Raw genomic sequence first — 21,841 nt, forward strand, 5'->3', positions numbered from 1 at the left:
TCTGGAATCATTTTGATTTTAGCGAATAAAAACAACATAAAATAATAGAGTTTCAAAAAAATAGCCCTCCACCAGACCTTTTTTGGTCAGATGGAGGGCTATTTTTTTCATGTTTTGACAAGTTGCGGTGAGATAAGCCTGCATTTGGACAGACTTCAGCCCCCGAAATCGAGCATATCGATAGCCATGTAGTTCTTTGGCGTCCGCAAAGCTTCGCTCTATAGTTGAACAGCGTACTTTGTACAACTTTTTCCCTGTAACTGTTAGTTTGTTTTTTCTAGCGATATCCTTATATTTCTCCCATATATGATGAGTGATAACTTTTTGTTTTTGTTTCTTTGAAAAACATACCTCACGTAGCGGACAAACAGCGCAGTCTTCTGGGTTGGATTTATAGTGACGATATCCTTCACGATCCGTTGTCGCATACTCTAAAATACACCCCATCGGACAAGCAAATGCATTCATTTCTTCTACATATTTAAATTGGCTTTTTGGTACTTCTTTATTTCGTTTTCCAAATCGGCGATACCCCATCACCATAAATATATTTCTCTCCGATAATTTCTTACAGATATACCCTGTAAAATAGCCTGCATCAAGAGCTACAGCTTCCACTTTAAATCCGAATTTATCAATTTGAGCTTGTAGACGCGCTAAATATGGCTCGGAATCTGCCATATTTCCAGCCGTTACATAAGTATCTGTAATAATATTGTACTTCGCATCAGTCGTACGATGGTCTAAGAAATGAAAACCGTTCGGTTTTCCATCTCTCATTAAAAATCCACTATCTGGATCCGTAGTACTTATACGAGTTTTTTTAGTGGGAGTATCACTTTCCTTTCTGGGTTTTAATTCTTTTTTTCGTGTACCTCACGATCTTCAATTACCGCAGCTTCTAGTTCATCTATATAAAACTTTGCCTTTTCTTTTTTATATTTATGTACAAACTTATTTTTATTAGCATTGGCCTTAATGTGCGTAGAATCTGTCATCAGCGCACGTCCTCCCACCATCCGGTGCTCTGTCGCTTGCCTCACGATCTCATCAAAAATTTCTTCGAAAATATTTGTATGAATAAAGCGAGTACGACGATTCCAACTGATTGTAGAATGATCCGGAATAGTATCTGATAGAGAAAACCCTAAAAACCAACGGTAGGCGATATTCGTTTTAATCTCTTTTTCCAATTGACGCTCCGAACGAATACCGTAAAAATATCCAATAAACATCATTTTAAATAAAACGATAGGATGGATTGACGGACGTCCATTGTTTTCACAGTAATAAGGGCGTAACTTCTCTTCAATAAAATCAAAACTAATTGTCGCTTCGATCGCACGAAGGAAATGATCTTGTGGAACCAACTCTTCTACAGAAACAGATACACGTTCATCACGATGATTTTTTAAAGCACCCATCATAAAAAATCTCTCCTTTACCTCTTTTTATCAGTGTTGACACATAAAAAGAGGTTCAGACACAAAAACAGGCTGTGGAGAAGACTTTCTCCACAGCCTGAAGGATAGCTAAAGCTATCCTTATTTTAATTCGTTAATCAAATCTAAAATAGCCCTTGCAGTACTTTGTATCCTTTCTTCCGAAAAGTCAAACGCAACACCTGTATTTATATATATTTCCTGTATAGGTAAATTCCAATCTGAACTCGCTCCCTCTTCAAAGAAAGCAATCGCTTGTTCCGGATTCTCTCGATAAATTTGAAACAATTGCATCGCTCCTATTTGTGCAATTGCATATTCAATTTTATAAAAAGGAAACTGAACAAAGTGAAATGACTCGAACCAACTCGAACCAATTTCATTCTCTACTCCTGCAATATCAACTGATGAATATTGATACCTTTTACATAGTTCAATATATTTTTCATCTCGCTCTTCTGGTGAATGGTTTGGATTTGTATAAAGCCAGTGCTGGAATACATCTCCTGAAACTGACGATATTAATAACGATAAAGTACGATATAATTGAGCTCGCTGTACTTCTTTATAATCATCCTCTTGCGTATAAAAAATATTAAGCTTATCCATTAATAGTAATTCAAGACTAAGGGAATAAAGTTCCGCCACCTCTTCACGAAGGTATCTTTCCTGCATACTACTTTCATTGTTAAATTGTTTATAAAAGTGAAATGCATGCCCCAATTCATGTATTAATGCATTAATTGCATAAAATGAAGAACTAAAATTAGAATAAACAAAAACGTCTTTACTATGAGATAAGGTAAAGCAAGCAGCTCCTGGTGCTTTATTTTTCCGTTCTTGTACGTCAATTAATCCCGCTTTCCTTATATGAGTAAATTTCTCATGAAAACATGAATCTGTCTTCCGCAACATTTCTTCAATTCCATCCAATAAATCAATGTAATTTTCAAATGGAGATTTTTGCAAATTACAAGGAGCAAGATCCCAGGGACGATACGTTTTTACATCAAGATTCTTTTTAAAAAGACTTCCTAACTGTTTCCAAATTGGTACAACACACTTTTCTATCGACTCATGAAACTTAAAACAATCTTCAATACTGTAATCTCTATTTTTTTGTTTAAAGGCATACTCACTATAATTATTAAACCCTGCATTTAAAGCCATCTGATTCCGTAATTGTACGAGTTCCTTCATAATACAATCTATTTCTATTTTCACTATACTTCTTGCTTCGCACAAAGCATACCAAGCTTTTTCTCGTATAGCTCTATTCGGGTTATCTATCTTTGCTTTTACGTATGCATACGTCTTTTGCTCGCCTTCCCAATTAATAGATATGTTAGACATTATTTCTCTATATTTCGTAATAAGTTCTTGCTCTTTAACGGAAAGCGCAATGTTTTTTTCATTAAACATCTTACTCTTCAAAAATCTTACTTTTTTCATAAATCCATATTTCTGCTCATCTAATAAATCAGAAAACAGACAATCTCTAAATTTCTGGTCAAATTTTGCATTGTATCTTTTTAAAAGTGGCTGAATTGTATTTTGGTTATACATATGTATATCACGTATATTACTATCTTTTGTATCTCTATACATAGCGATTAAATTGATCGTTAACTCCTCTTCTATTTCTGCGTTTAAACGCAGCTCTTCCGAAAGCCAGCTCTCTAATTCTGAAACCGACGTAATATTTCGCTCTAAAAGTGACTGTAATTTACTCTCCAAATCATTAAACATACACAACCCTCCCGTTTTTAATTTTCTGTTTTTTAGAGATAAAAAAGGACAAGTAGCCAATCTGACTACTTGTCCTTGCTGTTTATGTGTACTCAATAAAATTAAGCTTGGAATGCTTCTGTTAATACTGGTACGATTTGTTTTTTACGAGATACAACACCTTTTAATGTAGCTGTGTTGTTTTCTAGTGATACGTTGTATGCTTTCTCAACAACGTTTGCTGCTTTACCGATCGCAAGACCGACAGAATCGTTAGTTAAGATATCAGTTACAACGAATAAGAATAGGTCTAAACCTTTTTCTTCTACTACTGCAGAAATTACTTTTTCAAGTTCCGCTTGGTGTACAAGAACGTCGTTTGTATCAACAGCGTTTACTTGTGCGATTTCAACTTTCGCATTACCCATTTGGAATTCTTTAGCGTCAAGAGAGATTAATTGCTCCATTGTTTTTCCGCTTAAGTCAGCACCAGCTTTTAACATTTCTAAGCCGTAGCTATCAGCATCTACACCAGCGATTTCCGCTAATTCACGAGCAGCTGCTACGTCTTGTTCTGTGCAAGTTGGAGATTTGAATAGTAAAGAATCTGAAATAATTGCAGATAACATTAAACCTGCAACTTCTTTACGAATTGTAACGCCATTTTCTTTGTACATTTTGTTTAAGATTGTAGCTGTACATCCAACTGGCTCACAACGATAGTATATAGGATCGCTTGTTTCAAAGTTAGCAATACGGTGATGGTCAATAACTTCTAACACACGAACTGATTCGATATCGTTAGCACTTTGTTGACGCTCGTTATGGTCAACTAAAATAACGTTGTCCACTTCGCTTGCTACTGTCTCAACAAAACGCGGTCCTTCTACTTTAAAATAGTCTAACGCAAATTGAGTTTCACCGCTGATTTCGCCTAAACGTACAGGCTCAGCATTCATTCCTAATTCTTTTTTCAATTCTGCATAAGCAATTGCAGAACAAATTGCATCTGTATCTGGGTTTTTATGCCCGAAAACTAGTACTTTTTCCATGTTTTCCACCTCTTCATGAAAAGGATATCTTAAAGAAGCAAATATGACAATATTTAAAGCATATTTTTTTATAAATAATTGCACTTTCTTCTATATTTTTCATCATTTTCATAAAAAAAATCATCTAAAATGAATTAGATGATCGAAATATATGTTTCAATTAAAATAGTGTAGGAGCTTGCACTACGTTGTTAAAAGCGAAATTTGAAGCTAAGCCATTATTCACAAGGTTTACATCTATAACTTGATAAAACGCATTTCCAGTGTCTGCAATTTCCCAAACAGCTAAAATAAGATGGTATCCACTACGATCAGTTGGTACATTTGCTTCATGCGTTACTGTTGTCCCTGGTCTAGCCCCACCGTCATTTTTCACATAGAATGGCACTAAATCTAAATCTGATCGCGTTAAAGGTTTATTTGGATTCCAGCCTTTTTTCGTAATATAATATTTCCACTCTTTCGTACTATGAGGAGCAGTTAGTTTCCACTTGAATGTATTCGTCCCGCCATTTAACGTAACTTTCTTCCACCTATCCACAGTTTGAACATCTAAAGCAGGAAAATGACCAGCCCCTGCAATTTGTCCATCAGAAGGTCCTAGTTGCGGAAATCCCCCTATCCCTTCTACACTTTGTGGTTCATATTGAATCGGTCCACAATTTACATTTACCCCTTGCTTACATAAATAAGATCGGCTCGCTGGTGATTCTACATAACCATGAGCTGAAGCCTTTTCTGAAAATCCAAATGTTAATAATCCCGTAAGTAATACGCCACCACTTAAAATAACTTTCTTCATCTTTTGTAAACTATTCTTTTTCATTCTTTCATCCCCTTCCGATAATAAAGCGAAAATAACTATAGTTGGCTAGTCATCTTCTCTACATTTATTATAAGACGAGAATCATTACTAAAAGAACCCTCTAAAAACTTTCTCAAATTCATTTAGTGCGTTAAATTGATTATATCAATAAATTTATTTAACACCGCCAGAAAAATATAGACGGTGTTAAAATAGTTTCTTATTATTCAGTATGATAACCTTTTAATCACAATTTATATGCATTTATAATAAAGAACCGTAGCATCTAACTTTCCATTCGGAGAAATTGCATATCCTGGTATTGTTCCAACTTCTTGGTAGTCTAATGATTTGTACAATTTATTGGATGGATCTCCTTCTCTAGTATCTAATACTAAAAGAGACCTGTTTTCTTGCTTCGCTCGTTCCTCTGCTTTTTGCATAAGCAATCGTCCAATACCGTTACGTCTAAAGTTTGGATGAGTCATTAATTTGCAAATCTCGGCTCTATGAATTCCGTTAGGCTTTGTAACTAATTGTAATTGAATACTCCCTGCTACTTCGTTGTTTATTTTAGCTACATACAATATCACTTCTGGCGCTATGACTGTTTGCCAATACTTTGTTGCGTCTTTTTGTTCCAGTGGAGGCAAAAAACCAATTGATGCCCCATCATTTACAACCGTTTTCAAAAGTTTCGAAAGTTCTTCCATATCATTTTCTAGTTGCTTAATTTCTTCAATTACTAAATTTCGCATTACTTTTCCCCCTTTTGTTTCATTGTAACAATTTTTAAAGAAGGAATAATGAAATAATAAGATGAATTTATATTAAGATATGATTTTTTGTGAAAGGATAACGATATGAAATATATATTAGATAGAACGTACGCAAAAGAACTACTCGAATGGGCATATGAACAAAACCCGGGCCCTTGGTTTGAACATTCACTACATGTTGCTCATGCAACTGAAAACATAATTATAGAACTTATAAAAAAAGGGTATGACCTAGATGCTGACATAGCATATAACGCTGCCCTTTTGCATGATATCGGAAGATACAAAGGTTTTACCAAATCGGTCATTCATTCCTATGATGGTTATATGTATATGAATGATTTAGGATATGCAGGAAACGCCATTATTTGTGTGACACACTCATTTCCCTGTAAAAATGAACATATAGATATCGCAGCGGAATGGCATCTCGTTCCTGACCATATGAAAAGCCGGTTGGTTGCAATATTGAATGAACATAGTAACTACGACTTATACAATAAAGTAATTACTCTTTGTGACGCTCTTGCTGACGCGGATGGCTTTACTACGCTGGAAAGAAGATTAATTTCCGTTGGTTTGCGTCATGGTACAACATCTCATACATCTTTACATTGGAAAGGGTTTTATGCAATTAAGAAAGAATTAGAAGCTTTAATCGGTAAGAGTATATACACAGTTCTTCCTGATGTAGAGAATTCGATTTATGAAGATATAGAATACTAAAGTGAATACAAATTTAATTTCACATAAAAAAACGTTTTAAACATAAAGTTTAAAACGTTTTTTTATTCAATGCTTTTGATTTTTCAGTTCTGTTAAACACTCTTGCACTAAAGTTACCGCTTGACTCATCGCAGCTCCGCCAGCAAATGCTGCTGAAACACCACATGCTTCCAGAATCTCTTTATCCGAACATCCTTGATCAAGACAACCTTTTGTATGATAAATTGTACAATACTCATCTTGCGTTGCTAAACTAATTCCTAATGCAATAAGTTGTTTTTCTCTTTTTGTTAAAGCACCCTCTTGAAAACAAGCTTGCGTAAACGCATTATATGTCTCAGCGATTTCAGGAATTTGATTTGTAAAACTACCTATACCTTCTTTATAATGATGTAGAATATCATTTATCGAACTATGTTGCTCATGTTCCATCTTATTCCCTCCAGTCATATTATCCATACCTATTGTAGTATGCGATGAAATGGAGGCAATATACCTTCTTTTAAATTAAGAATTTTCAGTTAATTTACGTTATAATTTTAAATTATCATCTACAATAACTTTTTCTTTCAACCTCTTTACTTCTTTCTTCCCAAAATGTTAATCCTTCAATCCCCACATTTTTAGGATTAAATACTGGATCTTTCCCTTCTTTTTTCTGCGTTTCATAGTCTTTTAACACTTTTAATGCGATTTTACTTAATAATAGAATCGCGATTAAGTTTAACCATGCCATACTACCGATTCCTAAATCTCCGAGATTCCATAAAAGCGACGCTGATTCAACACTACCGATGTAAACCATAATTAAAAATCCAAATTTTAAAACTGGTTTTAACCAGCCATACTTCAATTGACGATCTAAATAAGTAAGTGTCGTTTCAGCGATATAGTAATAAGCGAGTAACGTTGTAAATGCAAAAAAGAAAATTGCAATTGAAATAAATATTGGACCAAACCCTGTCATCACAGTTTCAACTGCTTGTTGCGTATAAATTGGACCTGCTTCCACATTTCCTATGTTTTTTACAATAGCGCGTTTCCCTTCAGGTATAACATTATACATACCTGTAATTAATATCATAAGAGCTGTCGCTGTACATACGACAATTGTATCGATATATACGGAAAACGCTTGAACTAATCCTTGTTTTGCAGGATGCGATACTTCAGCAGCAGCCGAACTATACGTCGCTTCTCCGACACCAGCAACGTTTGAAAATACAGCGCGTTTTACGCCCCATGCAATAGCTGCACCAACAATTCCACCAAACATTTCATTTACACCAAATGCGCTAGAGAAAATTAAAGCAAACATACTTGGAATCTCCGTTACATTCGCAATTAATATGATACATGTAACAATTACATAACCAATTGCCATAAATGGAACAAGCATTTGAGAAACGCCAGCAATTCTCTTTACACCACCAAAAATAATTGCTGCTAGTAACACGACTAAAAATATACCAGTTATATATTTGTTAATACCATTAGAGTTTTCAAATCCAACTGCGATACTACTAGATTGAATACCTGGTAATAACACGCCATATGAAAGTGTTACAACTACCGCTACAATGACTGCAAACCATTTCATTTTTAAACCTTTCTCAATGAAATATGGAGTACCGCCGCGATATTCATTCCCTACTTTACTTTTGTATACTTGAGATAATGTTGATTCAACAAACGCGCTCGCTGCCCCTAACAAAGCCATTACCCACATCCAAAATACAGCTCCAGGCCCGCCGAAAGCGATTGCTGTCGCTACCCCTGCGATATTACCAATTCCAACTCTTCCTGATAAGGCTAAACAAAATGCCTGAAAAGATGATATTCCCGTCTCTGAACTCTTTCCTTCAAATAATAGTTTAATCATCTCTTTAAAATAACGAATTTGCAAAAAGCGTGTTGCAATCGTGAAATATACGCCTGCCCCTAATGCAAAAACAACTAAACCGATACTCCACACTTGCCCTACTAACCATTCTACTAAATTTTCCATCCAAATCCCCCTTATCATTCTTTTGAAAAACAATTTTGTATATAAGAAAACGGACAACTATTATCAAACTTTCTAGTTGTCCGCATCTTTCATTATTTCATCCCTCAATTTTTGTCAGTAAAACGCCCTATTACTTTATATTTACCCAAACACTTTTCACTTCTGTATAATTATCAAGCGCATATGAACCTAATTCGCGGCCAATACCAGATTGTTTGTATCCACCAAATGGTGCAGCTGCATTTTCTAAGTTATAATCATTAATCCACACTGTTCCTGCTTTTAATTTATTTGCCACTTGATGACCCGTTTTGATATTTTGCGTCCATACACCCGCAGCAAGGCCATAAGATGAGTTGTTCGCTCGTTCAATTACTTCTTCTGTCGAATCAAATGGAAGTACAACAACAACTGGTCCAAATATTTCTTCCTTAACGATTGTCATATCGTCTGTAACGTCTGTGAATACAGTTGGCTTAACGAAATAACCTTTTTCAAGCGCACGTTCACCACCAGCCGCAACTGTAGCACCTTCTTTCTTCCCTTGCTCAATGTAATTTAACACACGCTCTTGTTGTTTCTTAGATACGAGTGGACCCATCTCCGTTCCTTTCTCCATACCTGCTCCAAGTTTTACGTTGTTCGCCATTTTCACAAGTGCATCTACTACAGTTTCATAATGTTTACGATGAACAAATACACGTGATCCTGCGCTACAATTTTGACCGTGATTATACATAATACCTTGGAATGCACCACTAATTGCTTCTTCCAAGTCCGCATCTTCTAAAATGATATTTGGTGATTTGCCGCCAAGCTCTAACGTTACATGCTTAATCATTTCTGCAGACTGACGCATAATATACTTTCCTGTAACAGTAGATCCTGTAAAAGCAACTTTATCAATGTCATGATGATTTACAATTGCCGCTCCTGCTTCAGGACCAAATCCTGGTACAAAGTTTACAACACCGTTTGGGAATCCAGCCTCTTTAAAGAGTTTCGCTGTATACAGTAAAGATAAAGGCGTTTGCTCTGCTGGCTTTAATACAATCGTACACCCCGTCGCCAGTGCAGCTCCCATTTTCCAAGAAGACATAACAAGCGGAAAATTCCACGGAATAATTTGTCCTACAACACCAACAGGTTCATGTCTCGTATAATTTAAGTAATCTTTTGAAATCGGGATTGTTTGCCCAATAATTTTTGTAGCCCATCCTGCGTAATAACGATAATTTTCTACAGTCGCTGAAATATCATCATCAAGTGCTACTTGATATGGCTTTCCATTATCTAAAGCTTCTAGTTGCGCTAATTCTTCTCTATGTTCTTCAATTAAATCTGCTAATTTATAAATAAGATGCGCTCTTTCAGCAGTAGTCATTTCTGCCCACGGACCAGATTCAAATGCAGATCTTGCCGCTTTTACTGCAGCATCAATATCCTCTTCTTGCGCTTCACATACGACTGCTAGAACCTCTTCTGTTGCTGGATTGTACGTTTCAAACGTCTTTCCGCCAATAGCAGAAACAAATTCGCCATTAATAAACATTTTAATTTCTTCATTTAAAAACGCTTCCACTTTTGGTTTCAGCTCAATATTTGTCTTTAACATTATGTTCTCCTCCTTATTTAAACAGCTGCATGAGCTGCAATATTTGATAAAATCGTTTGAAGCTTTTGATCTTCGTTAACAGTTAATCCTAGTCTTGGATAGCGAGAAGGTCCTCCCGCTTGCCCATGTAATTCCATGGAACGTTTAACGATTTGAACATATTTCCCTGACCCTTCAAGAAACTCGCAAAGTGGTAAAATAGCATCGTTTATTTCCCATGCTTTTTCTAATTCACCATTTTGAAAATGCTCATACATTTTTGTAACGAGACCAGGAACGATATTTCCTGCTACTGAAACCCATCCCGAGGCACCAACTAAATATGATTCCATAACTAAATCTTCAGAACCACAGAAGACTTGGAAAGCCCCTTCACTTTGTCTTACTAAATCTCTTGCTTTTCGAATATCTCCGCTAGATTCTTTAATATGTGTAACATTTTCACACTCTTTTCCAATACGGAGCATTAGCTCTGTACTCATATCAACACCAGAAGTAAATGGATTATTGTATAACATAATTGGTATATTTACAGAGTTTGAGATTTCTTTAAAATGAAAATAAATCTCCTCTTCCTTCGGTTTACAATAGTAAGAGTTTATAATTAATGCACAATCCGCTCCGTGTGCTTCTGCATGTTTCGTATATTCAATTGTTTCTTTCGTCGTCTCTGCTGCAGTTCCAACAATGACTGGAATACGGCCATCAATTTCTTTCAACACGGTTTCTACCATTTTAAATCGTTCTTCTTTTGATAAACTTACAAACTCTCCTGTACTTCCATTAATGATGACACCTGCAACCTTTTGTTCGATAAAGTAATTTACATTTTGTTTTACCCCATCCCAATTAATTTCCTGAAATTCATCCATCGGTGTTATTAATACTGGAAATGCCCCTTTAATTTTTCGCATATTTATCTCTCCTTATCACATTTTATTTTAATAAGAACCCTGCCGGAAATGGATCCGTAGGGTCTAATAGAAACGTCTGCATTCCTGTAATAAATCCTCTACTTTCAAAACGGAAAATGTATCCTAGCTCCTCCTTCTTCACTTTTTCCACAGTTATAAAACTATTAAATATACTTTCATTTTTAAAAGGTTTATCCGCCATATAATCATTTTTAAATAACGCATGAACATAGGAAACGATAGTAGAAACAAAACCTGGCGAACGTACGATAAAGTTATCTTCATGAAATGTAATCGACTTTATATGGTTCTTTTCTTTTTGCGAAGGATCTACTAAAATAAGCCTTTTTATTAGCGACTGTTTTTGTATAGCCTGCAGTGTAGCTTCTCCCCATCTTTTCAATTCTGGAATGTTTTCAACACGAATTTCTGGCGAATACGCACCTTTTTCTACAACTGCATATACTTTATCTGCTTGTATGAGAGAATAACTTACATTACCAACCTGTAAATTTTCCTCAATCAAATAGCAAAGTTTGCTTTCAAACGAAACAGATATAACTTCATCATTCTCTACATACGCATGAACTAAAAATATTCCAGATAACGTTTCAATTTTATATTGATTGGACTCTCTCTTTTTTAAATACCCACTTTCGAGTAACATCGTTATTACCGCAACAATGCCCCCATAATGAAGCGGAATCGAACCTTCATGATTAAAAAATAATACAGCTGCATCTACTTCATTATGGATAGATGGAACGACAATACACCCATTCAAACCAATAAAACCACGTGGTTCATTTAATAAAAGCTTCATCTCTTCTGCTAATTCACCTGAAAATTGTTCATTTAATTGCTCCAAACTGTAGTAGTATTTGCATGGTACGTCTTTCATTACACGAAATGCCTCGCCATTTACATGTACGTCTACTGCTGTATACATTTTTTGAATGTTCATTTTATATCCTCCGTTTCATGTTCCATCGGCGGAATTAGCAAAAATCCTTCTTTGAGTGGATCCATTTCATTGTAAAAAAATTTATGCATACCCATAAGCCAAGCTGACCCCGTAATTTTCGTTATGACAGCTTCAATATTTTCAACATGTGTCGTATTCACGACATATCCTTTAAATAAAGAACCAACGATACTCTCATGAATGAACTCTTCACCAATTTTGATTTCTTTTTGAGCGTATAATACAGCTAGCTTCGCAGATGTTCCTGTACCGCATGGGGATCGATCTATTCCGCCTGGTGGTACAACAACTGTATTTTTCACATGCGCACATTCATGAGTAGCATCTGTATAAAATTCAACATGTGTTAATCCTCTAATAAACGAATACTCTGGATGAATGATTTCAAACTTCTCATTAATTGTGTTTCTTATATGAATCGCCTTATCGATGATTGTAGATGCATTTTCTGGTACTAATTCTAGGCCTACTGAATTCGCATCAATAATGGCATAAAAATTCCCTCCATACGCAATATCAGCCTCTACAGTTCCAATGTCTTTGACGTGTACAGTAATATTTTTCAATAAAAAAGCTGGTATGTTACAGAAAGATACCTCTTTTGCTTTTCCATCTTGAACAGCAATATCTACTTCCACTAAGCCAGCCGGGGTATCTAGTTTTAAAGAAGTAATCGGTTCAACTACTGGAATTAAACCTGATTCAACTAACGCTGTACATACACCGATTGTATCGTGACCGCACATCGGTAAGTATCCACCTGTCTCTATGTATATAACACCTATATCAGCCTCAGGATGACACGGGTCTGTTAATAATGCCCCTGACATTACATCATGACCACGCGGTTCATTCATTAACAATTTTCGAATCCAATCATATTCCTTTTTCATATGTAACATCTTCTCTGCCATCGTCTCTCCAATCAACTTTGGAAGTCCGCTAATTAATGTCCTCGTTGGATTCCCGCCCGTATGTGTATCAATAGTCGTAAAGACTCTTTGTGACCTCATCCGTTTAACACCCTTTCTGTAAAACGACTCAAACGAAGTGGTTCAATAGGAATAATTGTCTCTTTTTCATTTAATAACTCTTCAATTACTTTCCCAGTAACTGCTGCAAGACTAATCCCATCCCCTTCATGTCCAGCGGCAATGAAATAATTCGGAATATGTTCCACTCGTGAAATAATCGGCAAATGATCTTCTGTCCACGGACGTAAACCAGCGTAAGAACGAATTACCATCATATCTGCCATTTTCGGATAAAAGCGAATCGCTCTATTTGCGATACATTTAATGACTTCATTGTTTATTCTCGTATGAAACCCTACAAATTCACGACTACTTCCAATTAAGAAATTTTGACTTTCAGTAGGCTCAAATACGAGCGCAACCCCGTATTTTTCAGTTAAAGCATCTACTTTTCTTTTTCCGCCAAATTTAGAAATTAAATAACCGAATTCCATTACTTTACGGCATCCTACATGTTGTTGCCTTGATGCTACTATAATATGCCCTTTTCTCGGTTCAATTGGTATATTTACATTTAACATCTGACCAATCTTAGGAGCCCACACACCGGCTGCATTTACAACTTGTTTTGCTGTAAAAGTACCATTCGTAGTTTCTACAACAAATGAACCATTCGTCTCTATTTTCATACTCTTTACTTCGGTCTGCTTAAAGGCTTTTGCGCCAAACTTTTGTGCCTCTGACAGAAGCGAGAAAGCAAGGAGATATGGATTCACAGTTGAATCCGTCGCACATTCTAAACCGCCTAATAAATCATCAGCAAAAAAAGGCGACTCTTCTCTTATATCTTGCCTATCAAGCATTCGAAACGGTAATCCAGCTTCTTTTTGCCGATCTACCCATTGCTGCGCAGCTTCCATCTCTTCGTCTGACTCACATACGAGAATACTTCCTGGTGCCCTATATTCAAATGAATGCTCTAATTTTTCACTTAAATCAGTTACTAATTTTTGACTTACTAAAGACATTTGACTATCAAACCCTGGGTCTTTATCAATGGCCAAAATATTCCCATCACACCGTGAAGACGTCCCGCTGACAAATTCTCCTTTTTCAATGATTGTTACGTCTCTTCCGTATTTTGAAGTGTAATAAGCGATAGAACACCCTATTATTCCACCACCTATAATTAAAACGTCGCAGTGCCTCACAATATACTCCTCCTTTCCCTAAACCTCTCACTTTCTTTTATGCAATTGACGTGCCAATTCTGCACATATACAATTTCCATAAACAATATTTTTATTTGTAAAAATAATTCAAATTTATAGTAAATAGGTGTATTATTTTTTTATCACTGTCAAATTTTTTATACATAACGGGAGGATATTATGGCATTTTCATTTCCGACTATACAAGAGTTTTTGGAAAGTATTTTAATCGATCATACATGTAGCCTTAATCACATTAAGCAAGTAAACGGAAGGTTTTATTATCTCCCTTCTACTACAGAAGAATATAATTGCGCCATTATTTATGTAGATGACTCATTCACTGCATTAATTGACGCTTTTTCTTATGAATTAGCTGTTATCATCCTTAACGAAAACGATGAGCCGATATTCTGTATAACCTCTCAGCAAATGATTCCATTTCTTTATAAGTCCTACAATGAACTACAGTCATTTTATAACACCGTAATACAAACAACTGACTCTTCTGTTACAGTCATTGATAGTAAAGAATGCGTTCGAACTTGGACAGATGGTGCTGAAAAAATATTTTCAGTCAACCATAATGAGATTATTGGGCAACCGATTACTCGTTTTTTTGATTATAAAGACTTGGAAATTTTACAATCTTTACATGATGGAAAAAATATAGTCGCTCAGTTCCATCAGCCTCGTCCCGATTTATTCGTATTAATTAATTCAAATCCAGTTTATTGTAATGATGAAATTATAGGAGCAGTCGTTTCAGAAACAGATGTTACAAATCAAGTCGCTTTAAATGAAAAACTATTTAATATGTCACATGAAATGCACCGTTTAGAACAAGAAGTGGCAAAGTATAAAGATGAATCCGATCCATTCCTTGCGATGAATGGGAAAAGTCCTGTTATACAAAGAACGATACAATTAGCTAGAAAAGTTTGTTCGGTGAAATCAACTGTTTTAATACTTGGGGAAAGCGGAGTTGGAAAAGAAGTATTTGCGAAAGCAATTCATGAAGCAAGTGAAGCAGCGAAGGCGCCTTTCATTTCGATTAACTGCGGGGCAATTCCAGAAGCTTTATTTGAAAGTGAATTATTCGGTTACGAGCGTGGGGCCTTTTCTGGAGCGAATAGTAAAGGGAAAAAAGGTAAAATCGAACTCGCACAAGGCGGTACTTTATTCCTCGATGAGATTGGCGAAATGCCGCTCGATATGCAAGTAAAACTGTTACGTGTACTACAAGAACGAAAGTATTACCGAGTTGGCGGAGAAAAAGAAATTAATATTGATTTCCGCATTATCGCTGCTACAAATCGGGATTTACAAGAAGAAATGAGAAAAGGAACTTTCCGAGAAGATTTATATTATCGTTTAAATGTAGTTAGCCTGCATATTCCACCGCTGCGTGAAAGACGAGAGGATATTATCGAACTCACATACTCATTCTTAAACGATTTTTCAATCAACTATAACAGACCAATTCGTGACTTACCTTCAAGCATTATGCATGAACTGCTTCATTACAATTGGCCAGGTAATATTCGCGAACTTCGAAACGTTGTTGAACGGCTTGTGGTATTCGCAACAGACGGAATTATAAAACAAGAATATTTACCATTTCATACGACTGAAACTTTAGACAACCATACAGCTCATTCCCTATTACTCAGCAACAATAATACAATCCTTTCTTTACAAGAAGAGATGGATGAGCATGAGAAAAAAGTTATTGAAAGGGCTTTACGAATTTTAAATGGGAATAAATTAGAATGCGCAAAACAACTTGGCGTAACAAGGGCTACTTTATATAACCGTTTAAAGAAACTCGGACTTCAATAAAGAATCAGTATGCACCAATCAGGCGTTTACAGGTAGCCCTCTCCCCTCTATATTGGCATGATTTTTGCATATATAATTTGTGCAAACCGAACTAGAGGAGGAATACACATGACCAATAAAAACAACTTAATCGTTTGTCGTTGTGAAGAGGTTACATACGGACAACTTCAATCGACAATTGCTGAATATAACTGCTCGGCAAGAGAATTAAAACTAAGAACACGTGCTGGCATGGGATTTTGCGGTGGTCGCACATGCAGAATAATGATAGATCGAATGATTGAAAATGCGAATCCTGACGTAACTCTTAATGAACTACCGTTAAAATATCAACCACCAATACGTGCAGTTACTTTTGGATCGGTAGGTGAAAGTAAATGAGTAGAATTACACATCACCCTATTTTAGGTACTTTACAAAGTAGTGGGCGTATTACTTTTCAATTTAATGGTCATCAATACGAAGCATATGAACATGAAACGATAGCTGCTGCCCTGTTAGCAAATGAAATACGGACATTAAGAGTTCATGAAGATAGCGGGACACCGCGAGGTATTTATTGTAATATCGGGCACTGTTCCGAATGCCGCGTGACAGTAAATAATCAAACAAATGTACGCGCATGCTTAACTGTTGTAGAAGAAAACATGGTTGTTGAAAGCGGGAAACAGCATCCGAATATCGTGAGAGAGATGGTGAAAAAACGATGAGTGATGTAATTATCATTGGTGCAGGACCAGCGGGATTATCTGCTTCTATCTCTTGTGCTCGTTTCGGACTAAAAGTGCTCGTTATTGATGAATTTATGAAGCCGGGCGGGAGATTGTTAGGACAGTTGCATCAAGAGCCTACTGGAGAATGGTGGAACGGAATAGAAGAATCGAAGCGACTTCATGAAGAAGCAGAATCACTTTCAGTACATATCAGGTGCGGTGTTTCGGTCTATAATTTAGATAAAGATGAAAACAATTGGTTTGTACATACTAATATCGGTACGTTAGAAGCACCGTTCGTACTACTTGCTACTGGTGCTGCGGAATATTCTATTCCCCTTCCAGGCTGGACACTTCCAGGAGTGATGTCAATTGGAGCAGCTCAAGTTATGACAAATGTTCATCGCGTGCAAGTTGGAAAAAAAGGAATCATTATTGGTGCTAACATTTTGTCTTTCGCCATTTTAAGTGAATTGCAATTAGCGGGAATTAAAGTAGATCATATTGTACTCCCTGTAAAAAGCGAGTTAAGTCAAAAAGCTGGTGAACCTGAAGAAGTTTTAAACTCTCTTTTAAATGCAGCACATCTCGCTCCTTCTGCTATTTTACGAATAGGTAGCCACTTTATGAAATATGATTGGATTCGAAAAGCTGGATTAACATTCTATCCAAACAGCGGAATGAAAATAAACGGAACGCCACTTCACCTTCGGAAAGCAGCTCTTGAAATTATCGGAACAGATCAAGTTGAAGGTGTACGTGTTGCTAATATTGACTCTAAAGGAAATGTTATGAATGGATCAGAGAAAATATATGAAGCAGATTTTGTTTGTATTGCTGGGGGATTATACCCACTTGCCGAACTTGCAGCTGTAGCTGGTTGTCCCTTCCATTACATTTTAGAATTAGGCGGACACGTTCCTCTCCATTCCGAAACAATGGAAACCCCTCTTCCTGGTTTATTTGTAGCTGGCAATATTACAGGCATTGAAAGCGGAAAAATTGCGATGGCGCAAGGAACAGTTGCAGGTCTATCAATTGCTAAATATGCAGGTGAAAAACATGATATAGTCGACCAACAATTATATCACGCCATTCAAAACGTTCACTCTGTTCGTCAGAAAGCTGCAATTCAGTTTAATCCGATGGTAGATATCGGTAGACGAAAGATGAATGAAATTTGGCGTGATCATTCTTCTACATATGCACATACTAAAAAGAGCTGCTGAGATTACTCTCAACAGCTCTTTTCTCTACTCATCTGAGTTATTAAATTTCGCTAATGCGTAAATACCTTCTTCATCATCTAATTCAAGTTGTAATCTCGCTGCGAATGCATTGACATTATATTCTCTGTCAAGCAATAAACGTAATGCTTCGATTAAGTTTGCTTGAATTAAAATTTGCTGGCGACCATTTACCTCTACTTCCGCAGAGAAACCGTAGTCATCGTCATACATGAGTTCAACTAACACTTCTTCTGGACCCACTTGTCTTTTTTCAGCGATATATACGCAAAGCGCATTTATTAATTCTTGTTCAGAAATTTTTATTGTTTCCATGCTACTTCATCTGCCTTCTTCTTACGTTGGTTCTTGAAGTATTTAAATGCACGAACTGCTAACATTACGATACCAGCCATTACTAACATATTTACCATAAATGCTAATACAGAACCAAGAGCTCCCATATTTGCAAATAAGCTACCCATTAGTAAACCACCAAGACCACCTAGTAATAAACCTTTCATAAAGCTTCCTTTATTACTTTTTGGTGCTGTGTTTGTTGCTTTCGTTTTTGAATCTGGAGTCGTTTTTTGAGAATTTACATTTGAGTCTTTTTTGTTTAAATCAACTTTTGACTTTTGACCTGAACTTGGTGTAAATGATTTTTTACCAGATTTGTAACTTTTCGCTGCCGCATGATCTACGAACATAAAGCTGCTAGCTCCAAAGATAACCATGAATGCTGTCATTACTGCTACAAGTTTTTTCAACATATTATATCCATTCTCCTTTTATATAGATATATGTGAAATCTATCTTTCTAGTAAATTCAGAGTGATAGATTTGTTTTTAAAAACATTTTAAAGGTTCTTATGAACTTATTATATGAACTTTTGTCGAAATATGCAAGTATTATTTACTTTCAACAGTTTGGTGACAAAGGAAAAATTAAGCAAAACAGAATTGACTTTAAATGAAACAAAACATATTATAAGTTCATAAGAACTTTTTATTATTTTGGAGGTGAAAAGATGGAAACATTTCATCTCACACGAAACGAAATGGCTACCCTTCTTCTATCACTAAGAGGATGGAATACGAAAAAGCCTCTCGGTATTTTACAAGAAGCTTGGGCGAAGTCACATAAAAAAGATATTGAAAGCGGACAAAGCGTTACAGCTTTTATTACTACCGCACTTTCACCTATTTTTGAAAAGCTGATTAAAATTGACGATACTGACGTCGGTTTTTCTTTAAATGAAATAGTCGCACTTGGCAATCAGATTGAAAACACAAGTTTCTCTGTAACTGCTATGCAAAACTGGGTGAAACGAGATATAAAAGAAATGATTGGCTCTCCTCAAAAAGGGAAAAAATATTCAATTGAACAAGCAGCCTTACTATTCATTGTCGAAGATTTAAAAACAGCACTTGATTTCGAATCCATTCGTAAGCTATTACGCCTTATCGTAAATGACCCAGCCGATCGAAGTGATGATTTAATCAATCCTGTTCATTTATATGTAGCATACTCTTCTCTATTTGAAGAACTCAATCAAGGGAATTGCTTACAATTAAATGCAACAGATACCGTTCATACAATTGAAAACATCGTAAAAGAAAAAGCTGATAAAATCGCAAGCAAGTTTGATCAAATTAATAATGAACAACGTGAAGCGATTCGTAACGCCATTATTATTGCGACCCTTTCTGTACATACCGCTTATGTACAAATGTTAGCAAAGCGTTACGTAACAGCAACGTTATTTTTACAAAATTTAGATGTGAAACCGTAAAAAAATAGAAGCAGAATTGCTTCTATTTTTTTAATGAAAACAAGCAGCTACCTGTCATATATGTAGATGCGTGTTTTACTTCAATCTAATTCGTTTTTCGTCTATATTTCATTTCATATAAAATGGTGGTATTACGTACACCTGCAAGTAATGTCATTTTAGGTTTCAAACCCTTAGTTTACATTATATTTGGAATTAATCATTTACATTTTCTTTTTATACTGTTACCTCTCCCTTAATTCTATGCATATTAAATACCTTTACTTCATTCTCTATATACGATTTTATTTTTTTAAATCCAGCTTTTTCATAACACCGAATTGCCCTCTTATTATCTTCCCTAACTTGCAATAGAACCGCTTGTATATCGGGATCTAAAAATGATTTATTAATAAAATACTTTGTAACCTCTGTTCCAATCCCTTTTGAATATAAATTTGAAACGCCAATGAGAATAGAGTATTCCATCACATATGTATCCTTATATTTTGTCTTTTTTAATCCAACTCTACCTATTACTTTATCCTGCACTATTATTACATGATAACTTGCATAAGACCGCGCTAATTTTTTAGTCCAATACTCCCGAAGTTCTTCTATTGTATATCGCTTAAATGGTTTCATATCTGCTATGTTATGTAATTCTTCGTCGTTATACCATTCTAATATAATTGGTAAATCATCCAATTCTAGAAGACGTTCTTTCCAGTTCACATTTCCACCCCATCTATTTTATGTTTTCAAACCAATTTAAAAAGAATATGCATATTCTTTTTTAGGTAATCTCACTATCTGTTGAATAAAAGGGGATTTTTCTATAATATCCTCTAACTGCCCCTCACTATAAACGTAAATACCCCCTACATATGAACTGTACGCCTTTTTCTCAGTTATTATCGCTAAATTGTTATTTTCCTTTTTAAAATCACCCTCCACTCCTTTTTGAAATGATAAACTTTTGGTTGGTGAAACATACAGTTGAATTAAAGATACTATTTCAACATCATCTGATTTTGCAAAGCACTGTATTTCATTTAAAATTATTTCATCTTGTAACGGAAGAAAGTCCTCTACTACTAACTTCTCTTCTTTATGAAAGAAATTTTGTATTTCCAGAGTATGGAACGAAAGGTTTTTCTCCATTATCTTTTGAAAAAAGGATTGCAACAATAAATCTTTTCCTATTACAAACGGATGACCAAAACCATTATTATAAAGTTCTTCTTTCATTTTCATTAGTTGTTCGATCAAAGGGATTCCAGATTCTTCAATTACAAGTTTACCATTAATAAAACGTATACTAGCAATCAGTTCTTCAATTTGTAAGCCCTCTAATTCAAGCGTAGAATAATATAAATCTCTATTCCAAAAATCTAATTGATCCATTCCTAATGAATTAAATAAGAGCTCATCTATAATTGGAAAAACTCCATCTTCTGTTAAAACTTTCGTTACATCATCTAACAATCCAGGTGTCTGATTTAAAATCGTACGTATTTCTTCGTCCTCCTGAATGATTCGTACCGTCCACTCACCATGATCTTCACCCGATATTTGCTGAAAACAATGTGAATACGGACCATGTCCAACATCGTGTAGAAGGGCTACAGTAGATACTAGCTTGCGTTCATATTTCGATAAATGTATGTCACCAATCTCAGTAAGATGTTCTATCACTTTATTTACTAGCATATATACACCTATCGAATGTTCTTCTCTTGTATGTATTGCGTTCTCATGTAAAAAATAAGTATGTCCTTGTTGTTTAATATACGCCAACCTCTGAAATGCTTTTGTATCTATCAATCGAAGGATATCTCTATCACGAATAGAGATTGGTCCATAAATCGGATCTGTAATATACATACGTCCCCCTCCTATTTTTGTAAATTAAAGACCTATATCATTATACTTAATTTTCAGTCTATTATCATTGATATATGAGAAATTTTTAATAATCTTTTCATTAACCCTTCATGAAAACGTGGCTTATATCCTTTACTATAATACTTATGAGAGACATAA

General features: G+C 35.5%; 22 protein-coding genes. 6 read left to right on the forward strand and 16 right to left on the reverse strand.

Annotated features, from left to right (window positions below):
* Positions 1-18: 18 nt before the first annotated feature.
* From MHI26_RS14275 to MHI26_RS14295, 5 genes are all read right to left on the reverse strand, one after another.
* A protein-coding gene (locus MHI26_RS14275; protein ID WP_097821175.1) for an IS1182-like element ISBth7 family transposase occupies positions 19-1,427 on the reverse strand; the annotation gives its coding sequence in 2 pieces (ribosomal slippage) (positions 19-869 and positions 869-1,427; 1,410 coding nt in all).
* A 117-nt stretch (positions 1,428-1,544) separates the two neighbouring features.
* A complete protein-coding gene (locus tag MHI26_RS14280) occupies positions 1,545-3,191 on the reverse strand; it encodes a M3 family oligoendopeptidase (protein WP_061667198.1) in 1,647 nt (548 codons plus the stop codon).
* 101 nt (positions 3,192-3,292) lie between these two features.
* Positions 3,293-4,222, reverse strand: a complete 930-nt coding sequence (ppaC, locus tag MHI26_RS14285) for a manganese-dependent inorganic pyrophosphatase (RefSeq protein WP_000416871.1) — start codon at positions 4,220-4,222, stop codon at positions 3,293-3,295.
* Between the two features lie 160 nt (positions 4,223-4,382).
* A complete protein-coding gene (locus MHI26_RS14290) occupies positions 4,383-5,048 on the reverse strand; it encodes a lytic polysaccharide monooxygenase (RefSeq protein ID WP_000742282.1) in 666 nt (221 codons plus the stop codon).
* A 233-nt stretch (positions 5,049-5,281) separates the two neighbouring features.
* On the reverse strand, positions 5,282-5,785 hold the full coding sequence (locus tag MHI26_RS14295) for a GNAT family N-acetyltransferase (RefSeq protein ID WP_001245261.1): 504 nt from the start codon (positions 5,783-5,785) through the stop codon (positions 5,282-5,284).
* 105 nt (positions 5,786-5,890) lie between these two features.
* On the opposite strand from MHI26_RS14295, the gene MHI26_RS14300 reads away from it, so the two are divergent.
* Positions 5,891-6,532 carry an HD domain-containing protein gene (locus MHI26_RS14300; RefSeq protein WP_000874108.1) on the forward strand — a complete coding sequence of 214 codons (642 nt, stop codon included), beginning with the start codon at positions 5,891-5,893 and terminating at the stop codon, positions 6,530-6,532.
* Between the two features lie 66 nt (positions 6,533-6,598).
* Here the strand turns inward: MHI26_RS14300 and MHI26_RS14305 are convergent, their stop codons facing one another.
* From MHI26_RS14305 to MHI26_RS14335, 7 genes are all read right to left on the reverse strand, one after another.
* On the reverse strand, positions 6,599-6,991 hold the full coding sequence (locus tag MHI26_RS14305; protein ID WP_001999958.1) for a carboxymuconolactone decarboxylase family protein: 393 nt from the start codon (positions 6,989-6,991) through the stop codon (positions 6,599-6,601).
* Positions 6,992-7,079: 88 nt separating this feature from the next.
* Positions 7,080-8,540 (reverse strand): alanine/glycine:cation symporter family protein, encoded by a 1,461-nt coding sequence (locus MHI26_RS14310; protein ID WP_061667197.1) that lies wholly within the window; start codon positions 8,538-8,540, stop codon positions 7,080-7,082.
* A gap of 130 nt (positions 8,541-8,670) precedes the next feature.
* Positions 8,671-10,155 carry an aldehyde dehydrogenase family protein gene (locus MHI26_RS14315; protein ID WP_061667196.1) on the reverse strand — a complete coding sequence of 495 codons (1,485 nt, stop codon included), beginning with the start codon at positions 10,153-10,155 and terminating at the stop codon, positions 8,671-8,673.
* 17 nt (positions 10,156-10,172) lie between these two features.
* Complete coding sequence (gene dapA, locus MHI26_RS14320) at positions 10,173-11,069, reverse strand: 4-hydroxy-tetrahydrodipicolinate synthase (protein WP_061667195.1); 897 nt, start codon at positions 11,067-11,069, stop codon at positions 10,173-10,175.
* Between the two features lie 22 nt (positions 11,070-11,091).
* Complete coding sequence (locus MHI26_RS14325) at positions 11,092-12,033, reverse strand: proline racemase family protein (RefSeq protein WP_061667194.1); 942 nt, start codon at positions 12,031-12,033, stop codon at positions 11,092-11,094.
* Positions 12,030-13,067: a proline racemase family protein gene (locus MHI26_RS14330; RefSeq protein ID WP_061667193.1), complete on the reverse strand. Its 1,038-nt coding sequence runs from the start codon at positions 13,065-13,067 to the stop codon at positions 12,030-12,032. The genes MHI26_RS14325 and MHI26_RS14330 overlap by 4 nt, the downstream gene beginning before the upstream one ends.
* A complete protein-coding gene (locus tag MHI26_RS14335) occupies positions 13,064-14,239 on the reverse strand; it encodes an NAD(P)/FAD-dependent oxidoreductase (protein ID WP_001215272.1) in 1,176 nt (391 codons plus the stop codon). Before MHI26_RS14335 ends, MHI26_RS14330 begins: the two co-directional genes overlap by 4 nt.
* Before the next feature lie 180 nt (positions 14,240-14,419).
* On the opposite strand from MHI26_RS14335, the gene MHI26_RS14340 reads away from it, so the two are divergent.
* The 4 genes from MHI26_RS14340 (at position 14,420) to MHI26_RS14355 (ending at position 18,023) form a co-directional block, all read left to right on the forward strand.
* On the forward strand, positions 14,420-16,081 hold the full coding sequence (locus tag MHI26_RS14340; RefSeq protein ID WP_000885737.1) for a sigma-54 interaction domain-containing protein: 1,662 nt from the start codon (positions 14,420-14,422) through the stop codon (positions 16,079-16,081).
* Between the two features lie 108 nt (positions 16,082-16,189).
* Positions 16,190-16,462 carry a (2Fe-2S)-binding protein gene (locus tag MHI26_RS14345; RefSeq protein ID WP_000182619.1) on the forward strand — a complete coding sequence of 91 codons (273 nt, stop codon included), beginning with the start codon at positions 16,190-16,192 and terminating at the stop codon, positions 16,460-16,462.
* Positions 16,459-16,791 carry a (2Fe-2S)-binding protein gene (locus tag MHI26_RS14350; protein ID WP_061667192.1) on the forward strand — a complete coding sequence of 111 codons (333 nt, stop codon included), beginning with the start codon at positions 16,459-16,461 and terminating at the stop codon, positions 16,789-16,791. The genes MHI26_RS14345 and MHI26_RS14350 overlap by 4 nt, the downstream gene beginning before the upstream one ends.
* Positions 16,788-18,023 (forward strand): NAD(P)/FAD-dependent oxidoreductase, encoded by a 1,236-nt coding sequence (locus MHI26_RS14355; protein ID WP_001286088.1) that lies wholly within the window; start codon positions 16,788-16,790, stop codon positions 18,021-18,023. Before MHI26_RS14350 ends, MHI26_RS14355 begins: the two co-directional genes overlap by 4 nt.
* A gap of 24 nt (positions 18,024-18,047) precedes the next feature.
* Here the strand turns inward: MHI26_RS14355 and MHI26_RS14360 are convergent, their stop codons facing one another.
* Positions 18,048-18,356, reverse strand: a complete 309-nt coding sequence (locus MHI26_RS14360) for a YxcD family protein (protein WP_000447757.1) — start codon at positions 18,354-18,356, stop codon at positions 18,048-18,050.
* The gene (locus tag MHI26_RS14365; RefSeq protein ID WP_000914480.1) at positions 18,344-18,793 is read right to left on the reverse strand and encodes a hypothetical protein; all 450 of its coding nucleotides are present in this window, start codon (positions 18,791-18,793) and stop codon (positions 18,344-18,346) included. The genes MHI26_RS14360 and MHI26_RS14365 overlap by 13 nt, the downstream gene beginning before the upstream one ends.
* A gap of 258 nt (positions 18,794-19,051) precedes the next feature.
* Here MHI26_RS14365 and MHI26_RS14370 point away from each other — a divergent pair, with 258 nt between their 5' ends.
* Positions 19,052-19,816 (forward strand): DUF1836 domain-containing protein, encoded by a 765-nt coding sequence (locus MHI26_RS14370; RefSeq protein ID WP_000447231.1) that lies wholly within the window; start codon positions 19,052-19,054, stop codon positions 19,814-19,816.
* 216 nt (positions 19,817-20,032) lie between these two features.
* Here the strand turns inward: MHI26_RS14370 and MHI26_RS14375 are convergent, their stop codons facing one another.
* Both MHI26_RS14375 and MHI26_RS14380 read right to left on the reverse strand, forming a co-directional pair.
* Positions 20,033-20,530, reverse strand: a complete 498-nt coding sequence (locus tag MHI26_RS14375) for a GNAT family N-acetyltransferase (RefSeq protein ID WP_001104064.1) — start codon at positions 20,528-20,530, stop codon at positions 20,033-20,035.
* Positions 20,531-20,566: 36 nt separating this feature from the next.
* Positions 20,567-21,682: an HD domain-containing protein gene (locus MHI26_RS14380; protein WP_000275996.1), complete on the reverse strand. Its 1,116-nt coding sequence runs from the start codon at positions 21,680-21,682 to the stop codon at positions 20,567-20,569.
* Positions 21,683-21,841: the final 159 nt, after the last annotated feature.

Source organism: Bacillus sp. FSL K6-1218, assembly GCF_038006445.1.
GTDB classification, from domain to species: domain Bacteria; phylum Bacillota; class Bacilli; order Bacillales; family Bacillaceae_G; genus Bacillus_A; species Bacillus_A thuringiensis_S.